This window comes from Turicibacter sanguinis (assembly GCF_013046825.1).
Lineage (GTDB): Bacteria > Bacillota_I > Bacilli_A > MOL361 > Turicibacteraceae > Turicibacter > Turicibacter sanguinis.
Genome location: NZ_CP053187.1, coordinates 244129 through 268498, shown reverse-complemented (window position 1 = coordinate 268498; position 24370 = coordinate 244129). Strand labels below are relative to the sequence as shown.

At 34.2% G+C, this 24370-nt stretch carries 18 protein-coding genes and 1 other annotated feature (1 of these 19 cut by a window edge); of the genes, 15 read left to right on the top strand and 3 right to left on the bottom strand.

Going from position 1 to position 24370, the window contains the following annotated elements; translation table 11 throughout:
* Nucleotides 1-71, top strand: a binding site (T-box leader); it begins 144 nt to the left of the window's first position.
* A 262-nt stretch (nt 72-333) separates the two neighbouring features.
* The gene (gene leuS / locus HLK68_RS01485; protein WP_006783417.1) at nt 334-2769 is read left to right on the top strand and encodes a leucine--tRNA ligase; all 2436 of its coding nucleotides are present in this window, start codon (nt 334-336) and stop codon (nt 2767-2769) included.
* 176 nt (nt 2770-2945) lie between these two features.
* Here the strand turns inward: leuS and HLK68_RS01480 are convergent, their stop codons facing one another.
* Nucleotides 2946-3764 carry a Cof-type HAD-IIB family hydrolase gene (locus HLK68_RS01480; protein ID WP_006784295.1) on the bottom strand — a complete coding sequence of 273 codons (819 nt, stop codon included), beginning with the start codon at nt 3762-3764 and terminating at the stop codon, nt 2946-2948.
* A 232-nt stretch (nt 3765-3996) separates the two neighbouring features.
* On the opposite strand from HLK68_RS01480, the gene clpB reads away from it, so the two are divergent.
* From clpB to HLK68_RS01460, 4 genes are all read left to right on the top strand, one after another.
* A complete protein-coding gene (gene clpB, locus HLK68_RS01475) occupies nt 3997-6582 on the top strand; it encodes an ATP-dependent chaperone ClpB (RefSeq protein WP_006784296.1) in 2586 nt (861 codons plus the stop codon).
* A 288-nt stretch (nt 6583-6870) separates the two neighbouring features.
* Complete coding sequence (locus tag HLK68_RS01470; RefSeq protein WP_055164896.1) at nt 6871-7242, top strand: hypothetical protein; 372 nt, start codon at nt 6871-6873, stop codon at nt 7240-7242.
* A 255-nt stretch (nt 7243-7497) separates the two neighbouring features.
* The gene (locus HLK68_RS01465) at nt 7498-9303 is read left to right on the top strand and encodes an ABC transporter ATP-binding protein (RefSeq protein ID WP_009606834.1); all 1806 of its coding nucleotides are present in this window, start codon (nt 7498-7500) and stop codon (nt 9301-9303) included.
* A 2-nt stretch (nt 9304-9305) separates the two neighbouring features.
* Entirely contained in the window at nt 9306-11111 is a 1806-nt protein-coding gene (locus HLK68_RS01460) for an ABC transporter ATP-binding protein (RefSeq protein WP_132942875.1), read from the top strand.
* Between the two features lie 204 nt (nt 11112-11315).
* On the opposite strand, the gene HLK68_RS01455 is transcribed toward HLK68_RS01460, so the two are convergent.
* Entirely contained in the window at nt 11316-11840 is a 525-nt protein-coding gene (locus HLK68_RS01455) for a DUF3899 domain-containing protein (protein ID WP_006784300.1), read from the bottom strand.
* A 288-nt stretch (nt 11841-12128) separates the two neighbouring features.
* Between HLK68_RS01455 and HLK68_RS01450 the strand changes: the two genes are divergently transcribed.
* The 8 genes from HLK68_RS01450 to HLK68_RS01415 all read left to right on the top strand — a co-directional run bounded on the left by HLK68_RS01450 (nt 12129) and on the right by HLK68_RS01415 (nt 22087).
* Nucleotides 12129-14084 (top strand): peptide ABC transporter substrate-binding protein, encoded by a 1956-nt coding sequence (locus HLK68_RS01450; protein WP_009606821.1) that lies wholly within the window; start codon nt 12129-12131, stop codon nt 14082-14084.
* 297 nt (nt 14085-14381) lie between these two features.
* On the top strand, nt 14382-15341 hold the full coding sequence (locus tag HLK68_RS01445; RefSeq protein ID WP_006784302.1) for an ABC transporter permease: 960 nt from the start codon (nt 14382-14384) through the stop codon (nt 15339-15341).
* Nucleotides 15341-16780: an ABC transporter permease gene (locus HLK68_RS01440; RefSeq protein ID WP_006784303.1), complete on the top strand. Its 1440-nt coding sequence runs from the start codon at nt 15341-15343 to the stop codon at nt 16778-16780. The genes HLK68_RS01445 and HLK68_RS01440 overlap by 1 nt, the downstream gene beginning before the upstream one ends.
* Nucleotides 16781-16800: 20 nt before the next feature.
* On the top strand, nt 16801-17850 hold the full coding sequence (locus HLK68_RS01435; protein ID WP_006784304.1) for an ABC transporter ATP-binding protein: 1050 nt from the start codon (nt 16801-16803) through the stop codon (nt 17848-17850).
* Nucleotides 17843-18775: an ABC transporter ATP-binding protein gene (locus HLK68_RS01430; RefSeq protein WP_006784305.1), complete on the top strand. Its 933-nt coding sequence runs from the start codon at nt 17843-17845 to the stop codon at nt 18773-18775. Before HLK68_RS01435 ends, HLK68_RS01430 begins: the two co-directional genes overlap by 8 nt.
* A 640-nt stretch (nt 18776-19415) precedes the next feature.
* On the top strand, nt 19416-19877 hold the full coding sequence (locus HLK68_RS01425; protein ID WP_006784306.1) for a Spx/MgsR family RNA polymerase-binding regulatory protein: 462 nt from the start codon (nt 19416-19418) through the stop codon (nt 19875-19877).
* A 218-nt stretch (nt 19878-20095) separates the two neighbouring features.
* Entirely contained in the window at nt 20096-20911 is an 816-nt protein-coding gene (locus tag HLK68_RS01420; RefSeq protein ID WP_006783752.1) for a DUF4037 domain-containing protein, read from the top strand.
* A 45-nt stretch (nt 20912-20956) separates the two neighbouring features.
* On the top strand, nt 20957-22087 hold the full coding sequence (locus tag HLK68_RS01415) for a competence protein CoiA (RefSeq protein ID WP_006783751.1): 1131 nt from the start codon (nt 20957-20959) through the stop codon (nt 22085-22087).
* A gap of 7 nt (nt 22088-22094) precedes the next feature.
* Here the strand turns inward: HLK68_RS01415 and HLK68_RS01410 are convergent, their stop codons facing one another.
* Complete coding sequence (locus HLK68_RS01410) at nt 22095-22679, bottom strand: CYTH domain-containing protein (protein ID WP_006783750.1); 585 nt, start codon at nt 22677-22679, stop codon at nt 22095-22097.
* A gap of 144 nt (nt 22680-22823) precedes the next feature.
* On the opposite strand from HLK68_RS01410, the gene HLK68_RS01405 reads away from it, so the two are divergent.
* Together HLK68_RS01405 and HLK68_RS01400 are read left to right on the top strand one after the other, a co-directional pair.
* The gene (locus tag HLK68_RS01405) at nt 22824-23516 is read left to right on the top strand and encodes a GTP pyrophosphokinase (RefSeq protein WP_006783749.1); all 693 of its coding nucleotides are present in this window, start codon (nt 22824-22826) and stop codon (nt 23514-23516) included.
* Nucleotide 23517: 1 nt separating this feature from the next.
* Nucleotides 23518-24303: an NAD kinase gene (locus HLK68_RS01400; protein WP_006783748.1), complete on the top strand. Its 786-nt coding sequence runs from the start codon at nt 23518-23520 to the stop codon at nt 24301-24303.
* Nucleotides 24304-24370 lie beyond the last annotated feature (67 nt).

Here is a 24370-nt window from a genome sequence, read left to right as displayed (position 1 = left end):
AAAGAATGGAGAGGTAAGACTGGTTTTTTGTCTTACAACTAAGGTGGTACCGCGTTTATGACGTCCTTAGAACTTTCAGGGTACTTTTTTTTATGCCTTAAAATGAAGACCTTTCCTTTATTAAGGTATAAAAAAAAGTAATAGACACAAATTATTAGGAGTTATTTCTAATAATTGGGATTATAAGTTATGCATTGAACAGGTTATCGTTCATCTGAATTTGCTTTTAAAAAGTCAAATTTAGACTACAATAAAAATTTGCTCAAAAACTGGAGAAAGTCTTTAAAGAAGAGAATCTTTTTTCAACGGATGAGCCCACAGGAGGAATTCGTCATGGCATTTGAACACAAACAAATCGAGAAAAAGTGGCAAAACTATTGGCTTGAAAATAAGACATTCAAAACGTCTGAAGACAAGTCAAAACCTAAATTTTATGCATTAGATATGTTCCCATATCCATCAGGAGCAGGGTTACATGTTGGTCACCCTGAAGGATATACAGCGACTGATATCGTATCTCGTATGAAACGTATGCAAGGATACCGCGTTTTACATCCAATGGGATGGGATGCATTCGGTTTACCTGCTGAGCAATATGCATTAAACACAGGAAATGATCCTCGTGAATTTACAGATATCAATATCAATACATTCCGTAACCAAATTCAATCATTAGGCTTCTCATATGATTGGGATAAAGAGTTAAATACAACAGATCCAAAATACTACAAATGGACACAATGGATTTTTACTCAATTATATAATATGGGATTAGCTGAGATTAAAGATATCGAAGTTAACTGGTGTGAAGGGTTAGGAACTGTTTTAGCAAATGAAGAAGTTTTAAATGTCGATGGTAAAATGGTGTCTGAACGTGGAGAGCATCCAGTCATCAAAAAGCCTATGAAACAATGGGTTCTTAAAATTACACACTACGCTGAGCGTTTACTTGAAGATTTAGATGGTCTTGATTGGACTGAAAGCATTAAAGATATGCAACGCAACTGGATCGGGAAAAGTGAAGGGGCTTTAATTAACTTTAAAATTGAGGGTCACGAAGAATCATTCGATGTATTTACAACTCGCCCGGATACAGTATTTGGTGTGACTTATGTGGTATTAGCACCAGAACATCCATTAGTATCAGTGATTACAAGCGATGAGTGCCGTGCATCAGTTGAAGCGTACCAAGAAGCATCTAAAGCAAAATCAGATTTAGAGCGTACAGAATTAAATAAAGAAAAATCAGGTGTTGCAACAGGTGCTTATGCGATTCACCCAATCACAGGAGATTTAGTTCCAATCTGGATTGGAGATTACGTATTAGCAAGCTACGGTACAGGAGCTGTTATGGCGGTCCCTGCACATGATGAACGTGATTTTGAATTTGCTAAAAAATATGATTTACCAATGAAAGCTGTTTTAGAAGGTGATATGACAGAAGGTGCCTTCACAGGAGATGCTGCACACATTAATTCTGACTTTATCAATGGAATGAACAATACAGATGCAAAAGCTGCTGTCATTAATTGGTTAGAAGAAAATCAAAAAGGATCTCGTAAAGTTAACTATAAATTACGTGACTGGTTATTCTCTCGTCAACGTTATTGGGGAGAACCATTCCCAGTTATTATGTGGGAAGATGGAACAATGTCAGTTTTAGAGGCAGACCAATTACCACTCGAGTTACCGGTTATGGATAACATTAAACCATCTGGAACTGGAGAATCTCCACTTGCAAATGCGAAAGGATGGTTAGAAGTTGTACGTGAAGACGGAGTTAAAGGTCGTCGTGAAACAAATACTATGCCACAATGGGCAGGAAGCTGCTGGTACTACATCGGATATATCTTAAAACAAGAAAATGACTATGTGGGATTAAATACAGAAGAAGCAAAACAATTATTAAAAGAATGGTTACCAGTTGATTTATACATTGGTGGAGCAGAGCATGCCGTTTTACACTTATTATACGCACGTTTCTGGCATAAAGTATTATACGATTTAGGAATTGTTGAAACGAAAGAACCATTCCAACGTTTATTCAACCAAGGAATGATTTTAGGTGAAAATAATGAAAAAATGTCTAAATCTAAAGGAAACGTTGTAAACCCAGATGATATCGTAGAATCACATGGTGCAGATACATTACGTTTATATGAAATGTTCATGGGACCACTTGATGCTGCGATTGCCTGGTCAACAGAAGGGTTAGATGGAAGCCGTCGATTCTTAGATCGAGTTTGGCGTTTATTCGTGACTCCTGAGCACACATTAGCTGAAAAAGTAGTGGCTGAAAATGATGGTAAATTAGATAAAGTTTACAATGAAACAGTTAAGAAAGTCACAGAAGATTATGAAAAATTAAGCTTCAATACAGCTATCGCTCAAATGATGATCTTCATTAACGAATCATATAAAGCAACAAGTATTCCTCGTGAATATGTAGAAGGATTCGTCAAATTATTAAATCCAATCGCTCCGCATATGACAGAAGAAATCTGGTCAGTTTTAGGACATGAAGAGACAATGACATATGAAGCATGGCCAACATATGACGAAGCAAAATTAGTTTCTGATACGATTACAATTATCGCGCAAGTTAACGGTAAATTACGTGGACGTATCGAAGTGCCGGCTACGATTTCTAAAGAAGAAATGCAAGAAGTAGCAATGGCAAACGAAAATGTTCAAAACTTTATTTCTGGAAAAGAAATCGTGAAAGTAATCGCGGTACCAGGAAAATTAGTCAATATTGTTGTAAAATAATGAAATTTAAAATCCCTCTGAAGACTATTTCGTTGGAGGGATTTTTTATATTGGGTTTGAGTTGCCAAAAATGATGATAGATTATCGCATAGTATGTCAGCTTGAATAAAATATTAAAACTAGATAGATATTATAATAAAAAAGCATTCTCATCAAAATTGAGAATGCTTTTTTTGTTATTTTGTTAAGATGTATTGTTCTAAATAGTGAGCAACACCACTCTCTTTGTTTGATTTGGTTGTGGTATTGGCTGCTTCTTTTAATTTGTCAATGGCATTGTCCATGGCAACCCCAACTCCGGCATACATTAACATTTCAATATCGTTATCTCCATCTCCAAAGGCGATGATATCTTTTGGCTCAATATTATAATATTTTGCTAGTTTTTCAATTGCTGTTGCTTTATTCGTATCTGATTTAAAGACTTCGATAATATTATCATTGTCTCCGTCCCAGTTACGGCATGTAATGATATCAGAGTAATGTTCACGTAAAAAGGCCATGACTTCTTCTGCCATTCCTTTTTTCGTTTCAAGTAAGAAGCCATTTGGATGCTCATCTAATGTTTCTTTAAATGGTCCAAATTTAACTGACGTACAGGTGTCAATATGGAACCAATCACGGATTGTATCACCTTGATGTAAAACATATAAGTGATCTTTGTATTCACAAAATGCATTGACGATGTAATTTTGTAATTCTGAATCGAATAATGTAATAATAACTTCTGTTGGAATTTGAGCTAAGATATCTTCAAATGAATCATCTTCAGGATGATGTATATATGCTCCATTAAAGTTAATAATAGGTGTATCGAGACCTAATTCTTTATAAAAATGTAATGAAGCACGAGCTGGTCGTCCTGTTGCAATGACAACGATATGACCTTCTTCTTTAGCTTTCATTAAAGCTTCTTTTGTTTTAGGATCGAGTGATTCCCAGCTTTGTAAAGCAGTCCCATCCAAATCTGTTACGATTAATTTTTTGTTCTCCATTTTAACACCTCCGGCTTAGTTAATATAATAGCATAGATTAATCGAATTTCAAAACGACAGTAGGTTTCATCATCAGCCACTTTTCCTAAATTATGAAGTTTTATCCTTTAGTATACATAAATTCCTAAACATAACGCATAAAATTATTAGCACTCTTATTGAACGAGTGCTAAAGTTGTGATATGATAATGATGTCAGCATATAATGACTATGAAGAATGGAGTGAAGAATTATGAATATTAATAAAATGACTGAAAAGTTACAACAGGGTTTAGTTAATGCTCAGTCTCTTGCAACTTCATTAAACCACCAAGAGATTGATACAGCGCATTTACTAAGTTCTTTATTACAAGATTCTGAAGGGTTAGCCTCACGTGTATTTGTGAAGCTAGGGTATCCCGTTCAAGAGATTGTAAAAGATTTAAAACAGATTTTAAATAAAAAACCAAGTGTAACAGGAAGTTCAGCCGAACCGTATGTATCAGCTGATTTGAATCGCGCTCTTTTAAAAGCAGATGATTATGCTCGTGCATGGAAAGATGATTATTTATCAGTTGAACATGTGTTACTAGCAATGCTTGAATCGAAAGATTATGAGATGAAACAGCTCATTAAAAAATATAATTTAAATGAAAAACAATTAAAAGAAGTTATTTCACAGATAAGGGGGAATTCACGAGTGATGACACAAAATCCAGAAGCAACTTATGAAGTGTTAGAAAAATACGGACGCGATTTAGTTGAAGATGTGAAATCAGGAAAAATTGATCCGGTTATTGGACGTGATGAAGAAATTCGTCGTGCGATTCGTATTCTTTCTCGTAAAACTAAAAATAACCCAGTTTTAATTGGTGAACCTGGGGTTGGGAAAACAGCAATTGTCGAAGGTCTTGCTCAACGTATTGTTCGCCAAGATGTTCCCGAAAGTTTAAAAGATAAAGTGATTTTTGAACTTGATTTAGCTGCCTTAGTAGCGGGAGCTAAGTACCGTGGTGAGTTTGAGGAACGTTTAAAAGCTGTCTTAAATGAAGTGAAAAATAGCGATGGACGTATCATTTTATTTATTGATGAAATTCATACCATTGTCGGTGCAGGTCGTACAGATGGAGCAATGGATGCAGGAAATTTATTAAAACCATTACTTGCTCGTGGTGAATTACACTGCATTGGGGCGACAACATTAAAAGAATATCGTGAATACATCGAAAAAGATCCGGCACTTGAACGCCGATTCCAAAAAGTTCAAGTTAATGAACCAACGGTTGAAGATACTGTTTCGATTTTACGTGGATTAAAAGATCGTTTTGAAGTACATCATCGTGTGAGTATTTCAGACCGTGCTATTGTAGCAGCCGCTACGCTATCAGATCGTTACATAACTGACCGCTTTTTACCAGATAAAGCAATTGATTTAATTGATGAGGCTTGTGCAACAATTCGTACTGAGATTGACTCATTACCAGAAGAACTTGATCGCATTAACCGTCGTGTCATGCAGTTAGAAATTGAAGAAGCAGCGTTAAAAAAAGAAACAGACGAATTCAGTAAACAACGTCTTCATACCCTTCAAAAAGAATTAGCGGACTTAAAAGATGAATTAAATGTTTTAAAATTACAATGGGAAAAAGAAAAACAAGCGATTCATGGGGTTGCCGATTTGAAAAAAGAACTTGAACTTGCTCGCCGTCAATTAGAAGATGCTCAAGCTCGTGGTGAATATGAAAAAGCAGCGGAATTACAATATGGTAAAATTCCAGGACTTGAAAAACAAATTGCTGAAGTAGAAGCCATGCAACAAGATGAGGCTGGAAAAGAAAATCGATTACTTCGTGAAAATGTCACAGAAGAAGAGATTGGTGAAATTATTTCTCGTTGGACAGGTATTCCAGTTGCGAAACTTGTGCAAGGAGAACGTGAAAAATTATTAAATTTAAAAGAGGATTTAAGACGTCGTGTTATGGGACAAGATGCGGCGATTGATTTAGTAGGAGATGCCATTATTCGTGCGCGTGCCGGAATCAAAGATCCACATCGTCCAATCGGTTCATTCTTATTCCTTGGACCTACTGGGGTTGGTAAAACTGAGATTGCAAAAGCTTTAGCTGAATTCTTATTTGATAGTGAAGAGCATATTGTGCGAATTGATATGAGTGAATACATGGAAAAACATGCTGTCTCTCGTTTAGTCGGAGCTCCTCCAGGTTATGTTGGTTATGAAGAAGGTGGACAATTAACAGAAGCAGTTCGTCGTAAACCTTATTCAATTGTTTTACTTGATGAAATTGAAAAAGCACATCCAGATGTCTTCAATATTCTTCTTCAAATCCTTGACGATGGACGTATTACAGACTCACAAGGACGAACAGTTGACTTTAAAAATACAATCATTATTATGACATCAAATATTGGATCACATATCTTGCTTGAAAATCCTGACTTTGAACAGGCTCAAGAACAAGTGCTTGACGTTTTACGTGAATACTTTAAACCAGAATTATTAAACCGAATTGATGAAATCATTACATTTAATCCATTATCATCATCTATTATTTATCAAATCGTGGATAAATTTATTGCACAGTTAAATGCCCGTTTAACAGAGCAACGAATTCATGTCGTGTTAACGGATGCTGCTCATGAGTATGTTGCAAGTGCTGGATTTGACTCTGTGTACGGAGCACGTCCATTAAAACGATTCATTCAACGTACGATTGAAACAAAATTAGCACGTGCTTTAATCGCAGGTCAGATTGAAATGGATACAACGGTGGTTGTTGATGTACAAGATGGAGAAATTGTTTTAAAATTCGAAAAATAAATTCAAAAAACTCATGAAATCAAATTGATTTTATGAGTTTTTTCATTATTTAAACTTTAAGATAAATTTAAGGGTTATCACGTATACTAAAAAATAGTTCGTTATATATATACAAACAGAAATGTATTTCACTATTATAAATGAGTCTCAGTATTAGTACTGAAGTCTTTTTGACACTTAGGCGTCACTATAGTCCAGTTAAAATTTTTACAAGTGTGAAAAACTTATCTGGACTTATATAGAATAGAGTCTTAAGGGGTAGCAAAAATATAAGAAGGGTTTTATACAATGAAAAATATTAAAAAAGTTTCGAAGGTGTCAGTTGTCTTATATTTATTAGCGATTATTATGCTTGGATTTGGAGCTTATCAAGTGTATGCTTGTTATGCTTATGTGGCTTCAATTGTGGAGCAGGGATTTGTGATATCTGATAGTTTATCAGATGTTGTGAATTATTATATGGCAAATGTCACACCATATGCTTTTTACGCAAGTTGTCTAGGGGGACTTGGTTTTTTAATTCAAAAAGTGTGCGCTTTTGTTAATACGGTGCCAATGCCTTCACAATTGATTGAGGAAGTCACGCCATTAGTAGAAAATGACGAAATTGAAACAGCAGAGGTCGTTGTAGAAACTCAAGATATTATGTTAGAACAATAAAATAGAAATGATAATTAAAGGAGGTCTTCTGAGACCTCTTTTTTTTGTTTAATCTATGTGATTTTAAAAATAATGAAAATGTTTGAATTAACATCTTCCATATTTTAGTAAAGTGTGTATAATGGGTAAATGATGGTTATTTTGAATAATTAAGGGGCGATCATAATGAATAAATTAAATGATTTTAAAGTGGTTTTACATTAAAAGTTTAGAGGGAGTCTTGCATAAGTAGTTTAAGAAAGTCAGGTGAGGAAGATGCAAGAGTTTAAAAGTATTTTTAAATGGATGGAAGGGCAACGACTAAAAGTAGTCGGAGCCTTAATGGCAACTGCATTTGGAATTGTGTTTTCAACGTTAATTCCACTGGTCAGCCAAACAGCGATTGACATGGTTATTAAACAAACAACTGAAGGGAATCCAACCTTTATATCGGATATTGTTTTATCTGTCTCAAGTTTTAAAGGACAGTTATTAATGTGTGGAGCTTTAATTATGATATTTACAGTGATTAATGCCTTATTTAACTTTTTAAAGGCAAAATGGTCAGCAGAAGCTTCAGAAAATTTAGCGAAAAATTTAAAAGATAAAATGTATCATCATATCCAACAATTATCTTTTATGTATCATAAGCGCGTTGAAACAGGGGACTTAATTCAACGTTGTACATCAGATATTGACACGATACGCCTATTTTTATCCTCTCAACTTGTGGAGATGGGATATGCCGTTTTAATTTTTATTATTATCTTCTCGTTTATGTTATCTTTAAATGTCAAGTTTGCGTTAGTCAGTGTCTGCTTAACGCCAGTTTTATTTGGATTTTGCTTTATCTTCTTTAAAAAAGTAAAGCAATCATTTAAAGAAGCCGATGAATCGGAAGCGAGACTTTCAACGACGTTACAAGAAAACTTAACGGGGGTTCGAGTGGTCAGAGCTTACTGCAACCAAGAATATGAAATTAAACAATTTGAAAAACGTAATCAAGAGTTAAAAGAGAAAAGCTACGTCATGACCAAACTAAATGCACTCTTTTGGTCAAGTTCAGACTTTTTAAGTTTCTTACAAATTGCTGTCGTCATTATCTATGGAGCATATATTACAATCAAAGGTGAAATTACCCTCGGGACACTCCAAGCCTTTATCTCGTATGAATCGATGATTATTTGGCCGGTTCGACAACTTGGACGCGTGTTAACCGATCTTGGAAAAACGACGATATCGGTCAAAAGGATTAATGAAGTATTAAATGAGCCGATTGAATTTGAAGAAGGTCTTCAAAAACCTCAAATCACGGGATCTATCGAATTTGATCACGTTGGATTTGAATATGAAGATCATGACCGTATTTTAAAAGATATTAGCTTTAAAGTCGAAAAAGGTCAGACTATTGCGATTATTGGGCGAACAGGTTCAGGAAAAACAACGCTAATGAACTTATTGTTACGCTTATATGATTATACGGAAGGTTCAATTAAAATTGATGGCGTTGAACTAAAAAAAATCGATCATAAATGGATGCGTGCTCATATTGGGGCTGTTTTACAGGAGTTATTCTTATATTCAAAAACAATTAAACAAAATATTGCCATTGCTAAAAAAGATGCACATGAAGATGAAATTCAATCCGTTGCCAAACTGGCATCTGTTCATCACGTCATTGAAGATTTTGAAAATGGATATGATACCATCGTTGGAGAGCGTGGGGTTACTTTATCAGGGGGACAAAAACAACGTGTTGGAATTGCACGTGCTTTAATTAATGAATGTCCTATTTTAATCTTCGATGATTCATTAAGTGCAGTCGATACCGAAACTGATATTGAAATTCGTCGCGCCTTAAATGAGCGATCAAAAGATGTGACGACTTTTATTATTGCGCATCGTGTCAGCACGGTAAAAGATGCCGATCAAATTATTGTGCTAGATAAGGGACACATTATTCAACGAGGAACACATGAAGAACTTATTCATCAAGAAGGCTTATATCAAACTTTCTGGGAAATTCAAAATCAAAAAGAAGCTGAAGTTCTGAACTTGATGAATGAAGAAAGTGGGGTGTAATAATGGCGAAAGAGTTTGAAGAAGCTGAGTATACAAAGGCCGATTTTAAAACGTGGAAACAGGTCCTCTCATACATGAGTGATGCGAAGCGAGATGTCATCTTGTTATTCATCACGGCAATTACACTTGCTGTTTTAGATACAACCATTCCTCAATTAAATGGGATGGTGATTGATGAATATGTTTTAACGGGGAATTTAGATGGATTAAAAGGATTTGGAATTTTATATTTACTTGTCATTATGCTATTTGGATTTATTGTTTGGTCATTTATTATGTTATCTGACCGATTACAATTACATATTAGTTATCGAATTCGTCAAGATGCGTTTAAGAAATTACAGGAGTTATCTTTTTCATTTTATGACACGTCATCTGTGGGATGGCTGATGTCTCGTTTAACTTCAGATACAAATCGAATTGGCGGAATTTTATCTTGGGGGTTAACGGACGCTGTTTGGGGAACTATGGTCATGATTTTCGTCATGATTGCGATGTTTATTATGAACTGGCAATTAGCACTTATTACGATTGCCGTGTTACCAATTCTAGCGCTTGTGAGTTACTTCTTTCAAACACGCATTTTAAAACAATATCGCCGTGTTCGTAAAATGAACTCTAAAATTACGGGTGCGTTTAATGAGGGAATTACGGGAGCGGTGACAACGAAAACATTAGTAACGGAAGATGATAACTTAGATGAGTTTAGTCATTTGACAAAAGAGATGCGCGATGGTTCTGTTAGAGCGTCAATCATTAATGCAGTTTATTATCCAATTATCGTGGCTCTTGGTAGCGTAGGAATTGCCTTGATTTTATATAAAGGTGGGTTCGACGTGTTTAATGGAAAATTGTCATACGGAGATTTAGTCATCTTTATTTCTTACTCAACGTTGTTTTATGATCCGATTCGAACACTTGCCAACTTATTAACTCGTTTTCAAGATGCTCAAGCATCAGCTGAGCGTGTTATCTCATTAATTAACACGGACTCTGATATTATTGATCGACCTGATGTTATCAAAAAATATGGGCAAATTGGAAATCTAAAAAAAGAAAACTGGGAACCCCTTCACGGAGATATTGAACTGATTGATGTTGGATTTAAATATAAATCTGGTGAAACAGTAATGGAACATATGAATCTTAAGGTGAAAGCTGGTAGCAGTGTAGCGATTGTTGGACCCACAGGTGCTGGAAAAAGTACGATCGTTAACTTGATTTGCCGTTTCTATGAACCAACGAGTGGTCAAATTTTAATTGATGGTGTCGATTATCGCGAAAGATCTCAAGAATGGCTACATTCTCATTTAGGATATGTGCTACAAACGCCACAACTATTTAGTGGAAGTATTAAAGAAAATATTCGTTATGGAAAGCTGGATGCAACAGATGAAGAAATCATTGAAGCAGCAAAACTTGTCAATGCACATGAGTTTATTATGGAGTCAGCTGATGGTTATGACACTGTCATTGGTGAGGGCGGTTCAGGTTTATCAACGGGGCAAAAACAATTAATTTCATTTGCTAGAGCCTTGATTGCTGATCCAGCCATTTTAATCTTAGACGAGACGACAGCTTCAATTGATATTGAAACAGAAAAGCTTATTCAAGATGCGATTCAGACTTTACTAAAAGATCGAACAAGTTTCATTATTGCCCATCGTTTATCAACGATTGTCAATGCGGATGAAATCTTATTACTTAAAAATGGTGAGATTTCTGAAAAAGGAACGCATGCACAGTTGATTGCACAAAAAGGTGATTACTATCAACTTTATATGGGACAATTTGAAAAAATAAAATAGTAAAAAGGTGAAGCGATTAATGTCGCTTCACCTTTTTTATATGGAAATAGAAATGTCTTTAATGTCAATCAATTTAATATTTAATACTGGGTCTCCTATCCTTGAAGACATATGTGAAGAAAGAGTTATTCAAACATGAAAATCTATCTGAACTTATTCTAAAACAAAAAGTTTTGTCGAGTTGTAACGCTATTTGTGGTGATTTTAGATAATCATGAATGAAATGATAGTTGTAAAAATAACTAAAACGATTGAGGAAAGAAGGAGTTGATTGATGTCTTCCCATTTTGAGGCCTGTTTATGTTCATAGAATTCTTCGAAGGTATGAAAAATTTTTTCACCCGTTTCTTCATCATAGTCGTTTTGTTTATCGATATTTTTTTTCGTTGGCCAATATTTTGGTAAGAAAAAGAGGACATAACGTTTTGTTTTTTGCCATGAATATTGGAACGTATAGAAAGCACCTTGATCTAAAATCCATTTAAAGCAGTAGATGCAGAAAAATAGTAGTGCAACTAGGAATAATGTGTTAATCATATTGATTAGTGAAAAGTGGCTAACAAATTGTTTGAAAATTAACGATAAGTCTGTTACTGAAAAATGATTAAATAAACTTTTAATTTCCCCCAAAATGTTAAAACGCACGATGCTTTGTGTCATTAAGAAGAAGGTCGTTATGCCAAGCATCCATGCAATGGATTTAAAAAATACTGAATATCTTTGTGTCATAGCTCATCACCTCTGAAATTTTTAGACTATTATAACAGATATTTACAGTAATGTGTATGAAAGTAAAGATAACTCAGGACATTTTTATTTAATTTATAAAATTTAAACTTATATTTTGGGTATTTTTAGTGAATTTATACAGTATATTTATTTTTTATTAACAAATAACGCTTTCAAACCAGAAAAAGGGATTTACAAATGGGGGAGTCGATTATAAAATAGTAACAAGTATCAAAATATGGTACAAAATATTCCAATTTTGGAAACAAAATTGAAGGGGGAAGTAACATGAATAAGAAATTATTAACTGTGTTTGCTGCTGCTTTCTGTGCCTTCGGATTAGTTGCATGTTCATCTGATAAAAATGCAACTGAAACACCGAGTACTGAGAGTACGACTCAATCACAAACAACAGACTCAACGTCTAAAAAAGTGTTAAAACTATTACAAACTTCTAACATTCCATCATTAGTACCATGGGCTGCAACAGATTCAGCTTCATTCTTAATGCTTGGAAATATCTTAGAAGGATTAGTAGTATTTGGAGAAAACGGATCAATTGAACCGGGAGCTGCAGAGTCTTGGGAAATCTCTGAAGACGGTTTAACTTACACATTCAAATTACGTGAAGATTCAAATTGGGTTAAAGCTGATGGATCAGTTTATGCTCCTGTAACAGCAAATGACTTTGTTTATTCTTGGAAAAAACTAATTGACCCAACAAGTGGTGCTCAATATAACTTCATGATTCAAACTGCAGGAATCAAAGGAGCTAATGATGCTTTAGGATTAGCAGAATCAATCGTATCTTACGATACATATAAATCAGATTTAGAAGCTTTAAAATTAAGCGATTATAAAGATAATGATACACAAACAGCACAAGCTCAATATGATGAAGCTAAAGCTGACTTAGAAGTGAAAATGGCTTCAGCTGAAGAAGCAATTTTAGCATTAGGTTTTGCATCAGTTGATGCAGCACGTACTGATATGTCTGAATTAATTGATGCATTAGGTGTAACGGCAGTTGATGAGTACACATTAAAAGTAGAGTTAGAAACTCCAACGCCATACTTCTTATCATTAATGGCATTCCCTTCATTCTATCCAGTAAATGAAGCGTTCGTTAATGAAGTAACTGAAGATAAATTTGGTACAAATGTTAATAACTTTATTTACAATGGTCCATTTGTATTTAAAGATTGGAAAATTTCTGAACGTTTCTACATTGAGAAAAATGTTAACTACTGGGATAGTGAAAATGTAGCATTAGATGGTGTAGATTTCCGTGTTGTACCAGGTATCGATAACAATACAGCGGTTGGATTATACTTAGAAGGATCAATCCAATCAATTGGTTTATCAGGTGCTAACGTTCAAACTTATGGTTCACGTCCAGATGCCGTTGCTTATGGGGACACTGGAATGTTCTACTTAGAAGTTAACAACGGTAAAGGTGCTATGACTCCTGAGAAAACATTACTTGCTAACACTGATGCTCGTAAAGCAATTAATATGGCAATTAACAAAGCATTTATCACAGACAATGTATTCGCAAATGGTTCATTACCAGCAGATTACTTTGTACCTAAAAACTTTGTTTACGGACCAGCAGATACAGCTTATGAAGGTGTAGATTTCCGTAATGTAAATGAAGAAAATGCAAATGGATACAACTCTTATAATCCTGAAGAAGCAGCAAAATTATGGGCAGCAGCTCGTGAAGCGACAGGGGTTACACAAGCATTAGAATTAGAAATCATTATCTTCGAAGGTGATAGTGCCGCTCAAGTTGGGGCAGCTATTAAAAATGACTTAGAGGCTAATTTAGGTGACGAGAACTTAACAATCAAGTTATCAGTTTTACCATTTGCTGAAAAGTTAGCTCGTTCGACTTCAGGTGATTACCATATGGTATGGTCTGGATGGTCTCCTGATTATGCAGATCCAATGACATTCTTAGATATGTTTACAACTGGAAATGGTCAAAATAAATTAGGTTATTCTAATGAAGAATATGATGCATTAATCGCTGCAGCTAAAACAGGTGATTTAGTAACTGATTTAGAAGCACGTTTTAAAGCATTAGCAGATGCAGAAGAAATCTTATTAGGTGAAGATCAAGCCTTCATTCCTTTATATCAACGAGGAAGTGTTGGATTACGCGATCCTAAATTATTAAATTACTGGCCACAACAAGTAGGACCTGACTACTTCTTCAAGTGGACAGATATTGCTGAGTAAAAATGACGCTTAAAAAAGTCATCATTCTAGCTCAGTGAATTAAATTTTAAGTTTTAAAACATGAAAACAGCTATTGAATAAATGAAAAATTCTATTTATTCAATAGCAAATAGCAAGCATAAGGCTAATCATTTAGTCTTATGCTTATTTAAAATCAATTAGCTTAAAAAATAGATTTAAAAAAAAGTTAATGCGTATTAATCTTTTTAAATCTATTTTTTAATAAGAATCAAAAAATTATGATAGCTAGTTGTGGGAGACATATTGAACTTAAAAAAGAAAGGGGAGAGTTAAAATATGTTTAAATATATTATTAAACGTATTGGTTATATCGTCATCACACTATTTTTAGTTTTAACGGTTAACTTCCTGTTATTACAGCTGATGCCTGGTGGACCTTTTGAAGATCCAAAGTTATCAGATGCACAAAAGACAATTCTTGAAAATAAATACGGATTAAATGATCCAGTTCCAGTGCAATATACACGCTATATGACAGGTGTGTTAAAAGGAGATTTTGGGACATCATTCAAGTTACAGAACCAAGAAGTATCGGATTTAGTTTTATCTCGTATTCCATATACGATTAAACCAGGGGCTATTGCCTTAGTAGTTGGGGTAACAGTCGGAATTATCCTTGGAGCCATTGCCGCAATGAACCGAAACACGGTTTGGGATCATTTAATTACGATTATTGCTGTACTAGGGGTTTCGATTCCATCCTTCGTTTTAGCATCTTTCTTACAATATTTTATTTGTAATAAACTTGGTTGGTTACCTTATCTTTACCAATCATACGACCCAATTCGTGGGGTAACACGTTTAGCAGAATTTAAATCATTAATTTTACCATCCTTATCGTTAGCAGTACCAGTTATTGCATCATTAATGCGATATATGCGAAGTGAATTAATTGAAGTATTAAATACAGATTATATTCTTTTAGCACGTGCAAAAGGATTAACAAAATCACAAGTCATTACACGTCATGCTTTACGTAATGCCTTAATTCCGGTTATTACAGTTATTGGACCGATGTTAATTTCGATTATGACAGGAAGTTTAGTTATTGAACAATTCTTTGGAGTACCAGGATTAAGTAAGTTAATGTTAGATGCGGTTACAATGAATGACTATTTCTTAACACTTGGAATTGCTTTCTTCTATAGTTTCTTATACGTTGTTGTCATCTTAATTATCGATATTTTATACGGAATTATTGACCCTCGTATTCGTCTTGCAGGAGGTGGAAAATAATGATTTCTAAGAAATTTGATCCAGAATTATTTGAGCGTGCGCAGTTAAATCATGCAAAAGGGGATGAAATCAAGACAGAAAGTTTAAACTTCTGGCAAGATGCTTTCCGCCGTTTACGCCAAAATAAGCCATCAATTATTTCTTTATATGCGATTATTCTTTTAGTTGTTGTTTCATTCTTAGCACAAATGATTGGACCAAAACACTCAAATGGAAATGCTGTTCGTTATGATCAAACTCCAATCATTATTGAAGAATCGACTGGCGTTGCAATTGAAAAAGGTCGTTTGAATTATTTACCGCCTCGTATTCCAGGAATTGAAAAACTTGGAATTGCGGATGGAACAATGAAAAAAGACTTAACAAACCTAGAATTAATGGTCGGAAGTAATTTACCTGAAGACATTAGTAAATTAAATTCACCTTTAACAAAAGCTGAGTTTGTTGAAGCCTTAGGAATTAAATATCATCCATATGATTATCAAATTATTTCATGGACAGGTGAGGGAGAAAATAAAGAAGTAACCATTCAGTTAACGGGGTCAAGCACAACTGAAACGGTACCTGTTAGTGAGTTAATGAGTGAATACTCTTCGTACAGTGATTTAGATTCATTTGAATTTATTAGTAGTAGCGTTGACCAATATGGTGTTCAGATGCTAAAAGTTAAAGTCAATGTCTATGTTAAAAACAATATTGAACATTTATACTTCTATTTTGGTACAGATGAGTTAGGCTTTGATGTTTGGACTCGTTTATGGACAGGGGTTCAAGTTTCTTTATTAATTGGATTCTTATCATTAATTATTGACTTTACAATTGGTATTTTATACGGATCAATCGCTGGATTCTATGGAGGAACTGCTATTGATAACGTTATGATGCGTATTACAGAAATTTTGGGAAGTATTCCAACAACCGTTGTTTTAATTATCTTTATTACCATTCGAGATCCATTCATTGATGGGATAGAGAGCTTATTACATTTAAAATTATCTAATGTACAGGCATCATTTATTACGTTAATTATCGCCATGAGTTTAACAGGATGGATTTCAGTTGCTCGTGTCGTTCGTGCTCAATATTTAAAATTAAAAGATCAAGAGTTCGTTATGGCTTCAACAACACTTGGAGCAAGTAGTACTCGTATTATTTTCAAACACCTATTCCCAAATATTATCGGACAATTAGTTGTTATGGCAACTTTCTCGATTCCAGGAGCTATTGCAACTGAGGCGATGTTATCATTCATTGGTTTAGGTCTTCCAATTCCAATGTCATCACTTGGGGTATTATTAAGTAACGGTAATAAAGTTATGACAAGTTATCCATATTTAATGATTATTCCATCATTCTTTATGGTGTATTTAATGCTTGCGATTAACTTATTAGCGAATGGTCTTCGCGATGCGTTAGACCCACGTTTACGCGGTAAATAGAAAGGGACGGTGACGAATACATGAAGAAAATCTTAGATGTTGAAGATTTAACTATTACATTCGATACATTTGCAGGTCCTGTCTCTGCAGTTCGTGGTGTGAGTTTTACTCTACATGAGGGCGAAACTCTAGCGATCGTTGGAGAATCAGGATCAGGGAAATCAGTTGCATCAAAAGCCATTATGGGGATTCTTGCTGAAAATGGTAAAGTAACAGATGGATCGATCTTATATACAAAAGAATCAGGGGAACAAATTGATTTAGCCAAATTAACAGAGCGTGAATATCATCAAGTTCGTGGTAAAGAGATTGCCATGGTATTCCAAGATCCAATGACGTCATTAAATCCAACGATGACGATTGGAAAACAAATCATGGAACCGATTATTAAACATCAAAAATGTTCGAAAGCAGAGGCAAAAAAACGTGCAGAAGAATTAATTAGTTTAGTTGGAATTAGTGATGCAGACAAGCGTATGAAGCAATATCCTCATCAATTCTCAGGAGGGATGCGTCAACGTATCGTTATTGCAGTTGCCTTAGCATGTAATCCTCGTATTTTAATCTGTGATGAGCCAACCACAGCTCTTGATGTAACCATCCAAGCACAGATTTTAGAATTGATTAAAGAAATTCAAGCTAAAACAAATGTTGCTGTTATTTTCATCACGCACGACTTAGGAGTGGTGGCGAATGTAGCAGACCGTGTCGCTGTTATGTATGCAGGACGTGTTTGTGAAATTGGAACTAGTGATGAAATTTTCTATAATTCTTGTCACCCATATACTTGGGGATTATTGGCGTCAATGCCTGATTTAGATACAAAAGAGGAGTTATTATACGCCATTCCAGGAACACCTCCTAACCTTTTAACGCCGCCAAAGGGAGATGCTTTTGCACTTCGTAGTGAGTATGCTTTAAAGATTGATTTTGAGGAACAACCACCCATGTTTAAAGTAAGTGATACTCATTATGCAGCAACTTGGTTATTACATGAACAAGCTCCTAAAGTAACACCACCAGCTGCTGTTTTACGTCTTCGTGCTAAAGGGGGATATGATCATGAGTAATCAAGAACGTGAAGTTTTATTAGAAGTTAAAAATTTAAAACAGTATTTTAAAATTAATCGTCATATCACAGTTAAAGCCATTGATGATATTTCATTTAAAATTTATAAAGGTGAAACATTTGGTTTAGTTGGAGAATCAGGTTCAGGAAAATCAACAACTGGACGTAGTATTATTCGTTTATATCAACCAACAGCTGGAGAAGTTATCTTTAAAGGAAAAAACATTGCAAAAAAATTATCGAAAGCTGAGAAAGCTGAAGTATGTCAAAAAATGCAAATGATTTTTCAGGATCCAATGGCATGTTTAAATCCTCGTATGCGTGTGATCGACATTATTGCCGAGGGAATTGACATTCATAAATTAGCTAAAACAAAACAAGAACGTGAAGAAAAAGTTTATCGAATTTTAGAAGCAGTTGGATTAAGTAAAGATCATGCTGGACGTTATCCTCATGAATTTTCAGGTGGGCAACGTCAACGTATTGGGATTGCTCGTGCCTTAGTGACAAATCCAGAGTTTATTATTGCGGATGAGCCAATTTCAGCGCTTGACGTTTCAATTCAAGCACAGGTTGTTAACTTAATGAACTTGCTTAAAAAAGAATTTGGATTAACGTATTTATTTATTGCGCATGACCTATCAATGGTTAAATATATTTCAGACCGTATTGGTGTTATGCACTTAGGACGCTTAGTTGAACTTGGAAGTGCAGAAGATATTTATGAGCGTGCGATTCATCCCTATACTCGTTCATTATTATCAGCAATTCCTTTACCAGATCCAAATTATGAACGTAATCGTCAACGTATTGTCTATGATAAATCTAAAGTGGATTACTATGCAGGAGAGTGGACAGAAGTTAGTCCTGGACACTTTGTCCTTGGAACAGCTGAAGAAATTAAAACTTGGCAAAACGAACGATAACTTAATCATAAAAAGATGTATCGAATTAGATACATCTTTTTACTATATACAAACGGGAAAAGCGTCATCATTTTATAATCAGACTTAGTCTTCAAGCCATTAGTAGATGGTGCCCCTTTTAAGGAGTTTTAACGCATCATGATAAAAGGATGGACATTAGATTCGGAGGTTAAGTAGCGAGTAAAACGAGCTCTGAACTTTTCTCAACTGTTTGGATATAAAGGAAGAAATCCGATGTTTTGTGGATGAATCTAGTAGTTGAAGCGTAGATTGCCACAGGCAATTGCTAGGTAAAGTAAAAGTTTTCTAAATGTGAAAAACTTATCTAGAACAATCGATGTATCCTTTTTTAGTTCGTTGAATTGTATTTATCTGGGAAAAATGTTGTTTGATGTGGATTAACAATATTTATTATTTTATAACTAAATTTATTTTTTATATTTTACTTGTATTTTCCTTATGAGTTCGATACAATTTTAAAGAAATAAATCATATCATTTGACAAATAGGTAGAAATAGGACATGTATAACAGTTCTAGCTGGAGTAAAACTAATAATATTAAATATTATACGTTGTCAGTCTTTAATGTGTATTGTACAATAGAGAAGATAGTGCTTGACTATCGTGGAGGGATAATAAATGATTGAAATTTATACATCGCCAAGTTGTTCTTCATGCCGTAAAGCTAAAAAATGGCTAGATGAATACGGGATTAAATATATTGAAAAAAATCTTTTTGTCACAAAGATTACAAGAGAAGATATAAAAAATATTTTAGAAAAAACGGAAAATGGTTTTGAAGATATTATTTCAACTCGCTCAAAAGCATTTAAAGAAAACAATTTAGATGCAGATGAAATGACAATTAATGAGTTATTAGATTTTATCGTTGCGAATCCAAGTGTTTTAAGACGCCCGATTATTGTCGATAAACATCGTCTTCAAATTGGATATAACGATGAAGAAATTCGTTGTTTCTTACCGCGTGAGTTACGCAATGTCATGTATTGTAATAATTGTGATAACTGTAATTGTTCATATGTCAAAGCATTAGAACGTGCGTTAAGTGATAATTTTATTGAACAAACAGAAGTTAAGTAAAACAGTATTGAAGTAGCATTCTACTTCAATACTGTTTTTTTTTTATGCAAAAAAACAAAAATGGACATAAAGAGTAGGAATAAAGAATAGAATGAATTGAGTTCTTACAATGACTAATAATCCAAACAGCTACTTGAAACTAGTTGTTTTTTTATAAGAAACAAAATGAATGTTAAGAGATGTCAGGGTATCTAAATCAAAGTGATGGAGGGGAAGAGATGATTAATTTAAATGAAATACTGCATCGACTTGTTGCCGACTATTCTGAATTAGGAGAAGTTGTTGGTTTAACGATGGCTGGTTCTAAAGCAGCAAGTTTACAAGATGATTTATCGGATATTAATTTAGATGTTTATTTAGTAAATCCTTTGACGGAAGAAAAAAGACGACAAATAATTTTAAAATATGCGACAAAAATAGAGATGAATTATCCATCCTTCGTCACAAGTGATCATTTTCTCTTGAGTGATTTTCCAGTTGAGATTACGGTTTCGTTTATTATTTTGTCAGAACTTGAGCAGGAATTATATGATGTAATGGAACGTCATGTAGCAAAGGTAGGCTATACGACGTGTTTTATTCGTAATTTTATGGATTCCACCATTTTGTTTGATAAAGGGGGACGCCTAAAAGCGTTGTATGAAAAGTACGCAACTACTTATCCCAAGCAACTAAAGGAAAATATTATTGATTTAAATTTTCCTCTATTAAAAGATAGTTTCTCTTCTTATTATCATCAACTTGAACAAGCGATTATTCGCCAAGACACGTTGAGTATTCCACCAAGAGTCAGCAAGTTTTTAGCGAGTTATTTTGATATCATTTTTGCGATAAATGAAGTTTATCATCCGGGGGAAAAGCGTCTTATTCAAATCATGGAAGATAGTTGCGATATTTATCCGACCAATTTGAATGAAAAAGTTAAACAACTAATGGGCTATGCCGCACAAGGTGATATTCAATTTTTAGATATCATGGATGAGATGATTAGAGGACTTGAAGAAGTTTTAAATGAGCAAAATACTGCTTCTTGAAAAAGATAATCGTTAAAATAAGCGTATATCATGTTAGGTGATAACATGTTAACAGCAAAATTAAACAATCAACTCATTGATTTAACAGGACTTAGTCGAAACGAAATTATACAAAAGCATCAAAACCACTTACCTTACATATGCCCACATTGCGAGGGGGACATGATATTAAAGTATGGGATGAAAAAAAGAGCTCATTTTGCTCATAAAGTGCCATGTGAATATCAATGTTCTGAATCTGAAAGTGAGGAGCATAGAATTTCAAAATTTTTACTTGCCTCGTACCTAGAACGTCAAGGGGCAACCTCTATCAGGATTGAAAAAAGATTTCAAGATATCTTACGAATTGCCGATCTTTATTTTGAATGGAATCATCAAGCTTATGTTATTGAAATTCAAAAAAGTGCTATAAGTCAAAGCTTGTTTGAATCGCGAGTTCAAGACTATCGTTCAAAAGGAATTGAGGTCCTATGGGTTTTTATTGGAGATTTGAAGGAAAAGCCTCAAACCTATTTAATAAATAAAGTCATGGCTTTAAATAAACATCATCCACTGATTCATCTAAATATTATGACCGAAGAAGTTACTCTCTTTAATCAAATTATTTGGCTTAACCCAAAAGAGGTTAAAGCACAGGCAAATCGAGTATATTTAAAAAATTTACAGATGACCGATTTGCTAAATGATCAAGAAGCGTGTGAAGGTGTTAATTTAACACAATGGTTAGCGATAAAAAAAGAATTTAGATGTATTAAATGGCAACAATACATCAAAAGTGAAAGAGAGTTGGTTAGACTTTGCTATGGGCATCGTCTAACACTCTCGCTTATGCCATCTGAAGTTGGATGGCCCATTGCGAATCATCAGGGATTTACCAAACCACTTTTTATTTGGCAAGCGTATGTCTTAATTGGTTTCATTATGTCGAAAGAGATTGGAAGTTTTTTTAACCTGACGGATTTAGTTAATAGATTAAAAGGTCACTATCACTTAAAAATTGATCAATATGCCATTAAAGCTTTGAAGGCTTATCTTTTGATTTTAGCTCGTTTACAGATTATATCCAATCACAAGGGGTATTATGAAGTGTTAAAGTATCCCCGTGTTTATCATCAGTTAGAAGAAGTGTTAGAAGAGGATAGAAAAGTTGGCAATTTATTAAAACAAAAAAACTAGCCTTAGGCTAGTTTTTCTTTTTATTCATCGCATTGGTTGCACGTTTAATTTTATTTTCAGTTTCACGCGTTGGGATATGATATTGTTTTAAAAGGTCATTGAAATGACGTAATCCCACTTCATAGTCAGTGACTTCATATTCTAATTCATAGTCAATCACATCAGAGTAAAAGCTCTTATCTAACACAAGAAGACCTTCTTTATAAGGCACTTCAGCACGTTTGGTTGTTAAGTCAGTGATGACTAGAAGATGATTAACATCAACGGATAAAGATTGTAAGGCCTCATACACGGGACCTTTCACTAAAACTTTATCGTATTTTAAAGCTTGATAATCTTGTTTGGTAATCATTTGATTCGTTTCAAGTAAACCGACGGCTTGTTTTGTTTTTAAGGTTAATTCATAAGTACTGTTTTTAACACGGATACGAAGAGCCGCTTCAAGTTTTTTTAACTGTCCTGTCGGCGTATCAAAGTACACATTTTTTTGCGTCCACAGTTGTTCTTCGTTAATCGAAAACTTATTTAAAAGTTGTTGATATTCTTGTTCAGTTAGCATATTCTTGAACTCAATTTCAAGATTTGTTGCCATTAAAATCACCTCTATATTTTATTATGACGTATCCTCGTGTTATAATCAATAATAGATAGTTATAATTGTCACTAACTTGAAAAAAAGTATATGAAAACCATTTGAAAGTAAACGTAAAAGAGAGGAATTAGAGGTGAATGTTTAATGGATTGGTTAAGTTTTTTTGAGCCTTATGAATTAGCATTACAAGAATTAAAAATCAATTTAAGGGGAATTAGGCAACAATATAAAACAAAAGGGCTCCATTCACCCATTGAATTTGTCGATGGGAGGGTTAAAACTATCTCAAGTATTTTAGATAAGCTTGAACGAATGGGGTTATCTATTAATGCAATAGATGAAGTGTATGATATTGCGGGAATTCGAATTAACTGTCAGTTTGTCGAAGATATTTACATGGTCGTCGATTTATTGACAAAACGTCACGATCTTGAAATTGTAGAAACGAGAGATTACATTTTAAATCAACGCGACAGCGGTTATCGCTCGTATCACATTCATGCTTACTATCATCTAGAAACCATTGATGGGATGAAAAAAGTATTAGTTGAGTTCCAAATTCGAACGCTTGCGATGAATTTCTGGGCAAGTATTGAGCATTCTTTAAACTATAAATACGATGGTCAAATTCCAGATCAAATTAAAGATCGCTTAAAACAAGCGGCTGAAGCAGCTGGATGGCTTGATCGACAAATGTCAGAGATTCGCGATGAAATCGCTGAAGCACAGAAAACATTTGAAAAACGAAAAACAGATGAATACCGTATTATTGAACCACCCACAAGTCTTGTCAATGTGAATGAAGACTATGTAATTAAACAACAAAAAGGTGACTAATATGAAAGTTTCGATTTACGCAAATGAACGCGAAAATTCTCAAGAAGTAAAAGCACAGCTTTTAAAAAGGCTTCAAGCTGCTTCGGTTGAAATAGATGATGAGTATCCAGATATCGTCTTTACCATTGGTGGAGATGGAACGGTTTTACATGCCGTCCATCATTATTTATACTTAATTGAAACAGTTAAATTTATTGGAATTCATACGGGGCACCTTGGATATTACACGGACTGGCTGCCAACAGAATTAGATGATTTAATTACCTTTATCCATCAAGATGCACAAAAAATTAGTGAATACCCATTACTGTCAATTAAACTCTGCTATGATGAAAGGGACTGTCATCAGTTATATGCGTTTAATGAGATGACGATCTTAAATGCGTTTCGAACTCAACACTTTAACGTCACGATTGGTGATTTGTTTTTTGAATCATTTAGAGGGACTGGTCTCTGTCTTTCAACACCAACCGGAAGTACCGCCTATAATAAATCATTAGGGGGAGCTATTTTATATCCGAGTTTATCTGCTTTTCAAATGACAGAGATTGGATCAATTAATAATAATGTGTATCGTACGATTGGATCACCGTTGATTATTCCAAAAGAACAAATGGTCATCTTAGAGTCAGAAAACTTTGAGGATATTACAATTACAAGAGATCATTTGTATGCCACTTATAAGCATATTAATCGTGTTAAAGTGACGCTTTCTGATCGTAACGTCAAATTTATTAAACGTCATGATGTACCATTTTGGGGACGTGTAAAAGATCATTTTCTATAGAAAAATTGAAATGTTTTGAAAGGACCTTTCAATATTGGGGCAGATATTAAAAAGTCTTGATAAAATT

Excerpts from the sequence above, each read along its gene's own strand:
- HLK68_RS01450 (WP_009606821.1), top strand. The coding sequence starts at position 12,129 with ATGAATAAGAAATTATTAACTGTGTTTGCTGCTGCTTTCTGTGCCTTC.
- HLK68_RS01410 (WP_006783750.1), bottom strand. The coding sequence starts at position 22,679 with ATGGCAACAAATCTTGAAATTGAGTTCAAGAATATGCTAACTGAACAA.
- HLK68_RS01455 (WP_006784300.1), bottom strand. The coding sequence starts at position 11,840 with ATGACACAAAGATATTCAGTATTTTTTAAATCCATTGCATGGATGCTT.
- HLK68_RS01470 (WP_055164896.1), top strand. The coding sequence starts at position 6,871 with ATGAAAAATATTAAAAAAGTTTCGAAGGTGTCAGTTGTCTTATATTTA.
- HLK68_RS01460 (WP_132942875.1), top strand. The coding sequence starts at position 9,306 with ATGGCGAAAGAGTTTGAAGAAGCTGAGTATACAAAGGCCGATTTTAAA.
- leuS (WP_006783417.1), top strand. The coding sequence starts at position 334 with ATGGCATTTGAACACAAACAAATCGAGAAAAAGTGGCAAAACTATTGG.
- HLK68_RS01405 (WP_006783749.1), top strand. The coding sequence starts at position 22,824 with ATGGATTGGTTAAGTTTTTTTGAGCCTTATGAATTAGCATTACAAGAA.
- HLK68_RS01400 (WP_006783748.1), top strand. The coding sequence starts at position 23,518 with ATGAAAGTTTCGATTTACGCAAATGAACGCGAAAATTCTCAAGAAGTA.
- HLK68_RS01445 (WP_006784302.1), top strand. The coding sequence starts at position 14,382 with ATGTTTAAATATATTATTAAACGTATTGGTTATATCGTCATCACACTA.
- HLK68_RS01465 (WP_009606834.1), top strand. The coding sequence starts at position 7,498 with ATGCAAGAGTTTAAAAGTATTTTTAAATGGATGGAAGGGCAACGACTA.
- clpB (WP_006784296.1), top strand. The coding sequence starts at position 3,997 with ATGAATATTAATAAAATGACTGAAAAGTTACAACAGGGTTTAGTTAAT.
- HLK68_RS01440 (WP_006784303.1), top strand. The coding sequence starts at position 15,341 with ATGATTTCTAAGAAATTTGATCCAGAATTATTTGAGCGTGCGCAGTTA.
- HLK68_RS01425 (WP_006784306.1), top strand. The coding sequence starts at position 19,416 with ATGATTGAAATTTATACATCGCCAAGTTGTTCTTCATGCCGTAAAGCT.
- HLK68_RS01435 (WP_006784304.1), top strand. The coding sequence starts at position 16,801 with ATGAAGAAAATCTTAGATGTTGAAGATTTAACTATTACATTCGATACA.
- HLK68_RS01480 (WP_006784295.1), bottom strand. The coding sequence starts at position 3,764 with ATGGAGAACAAAAAATTAATCGTAACAGATTTGGATGGGACTGCTTTA.
- HLK68_RS01420 (WP_006783752.1), top strand. The coding sequence starts at position 20,096 with ATGATTAATTTAAATGAAATACTGCATCGACTTGTTGCCGACTATTCT.
- HLK68_RS01415 (WP_006783751.1), top strand. The coding sequence starts at position 20,957 with ATGTTAACAGCAAAATTAAACAATCAACTCATTGATTTAACAGGACTT.
- HLK68_RS01430 (WP_006784305.1), top strand. The coding sequence starts at position 17,843 with ATGAGTAATCAAGAACGTGAAGTTTTATTAGAAGTTAAAAATTTAAAA.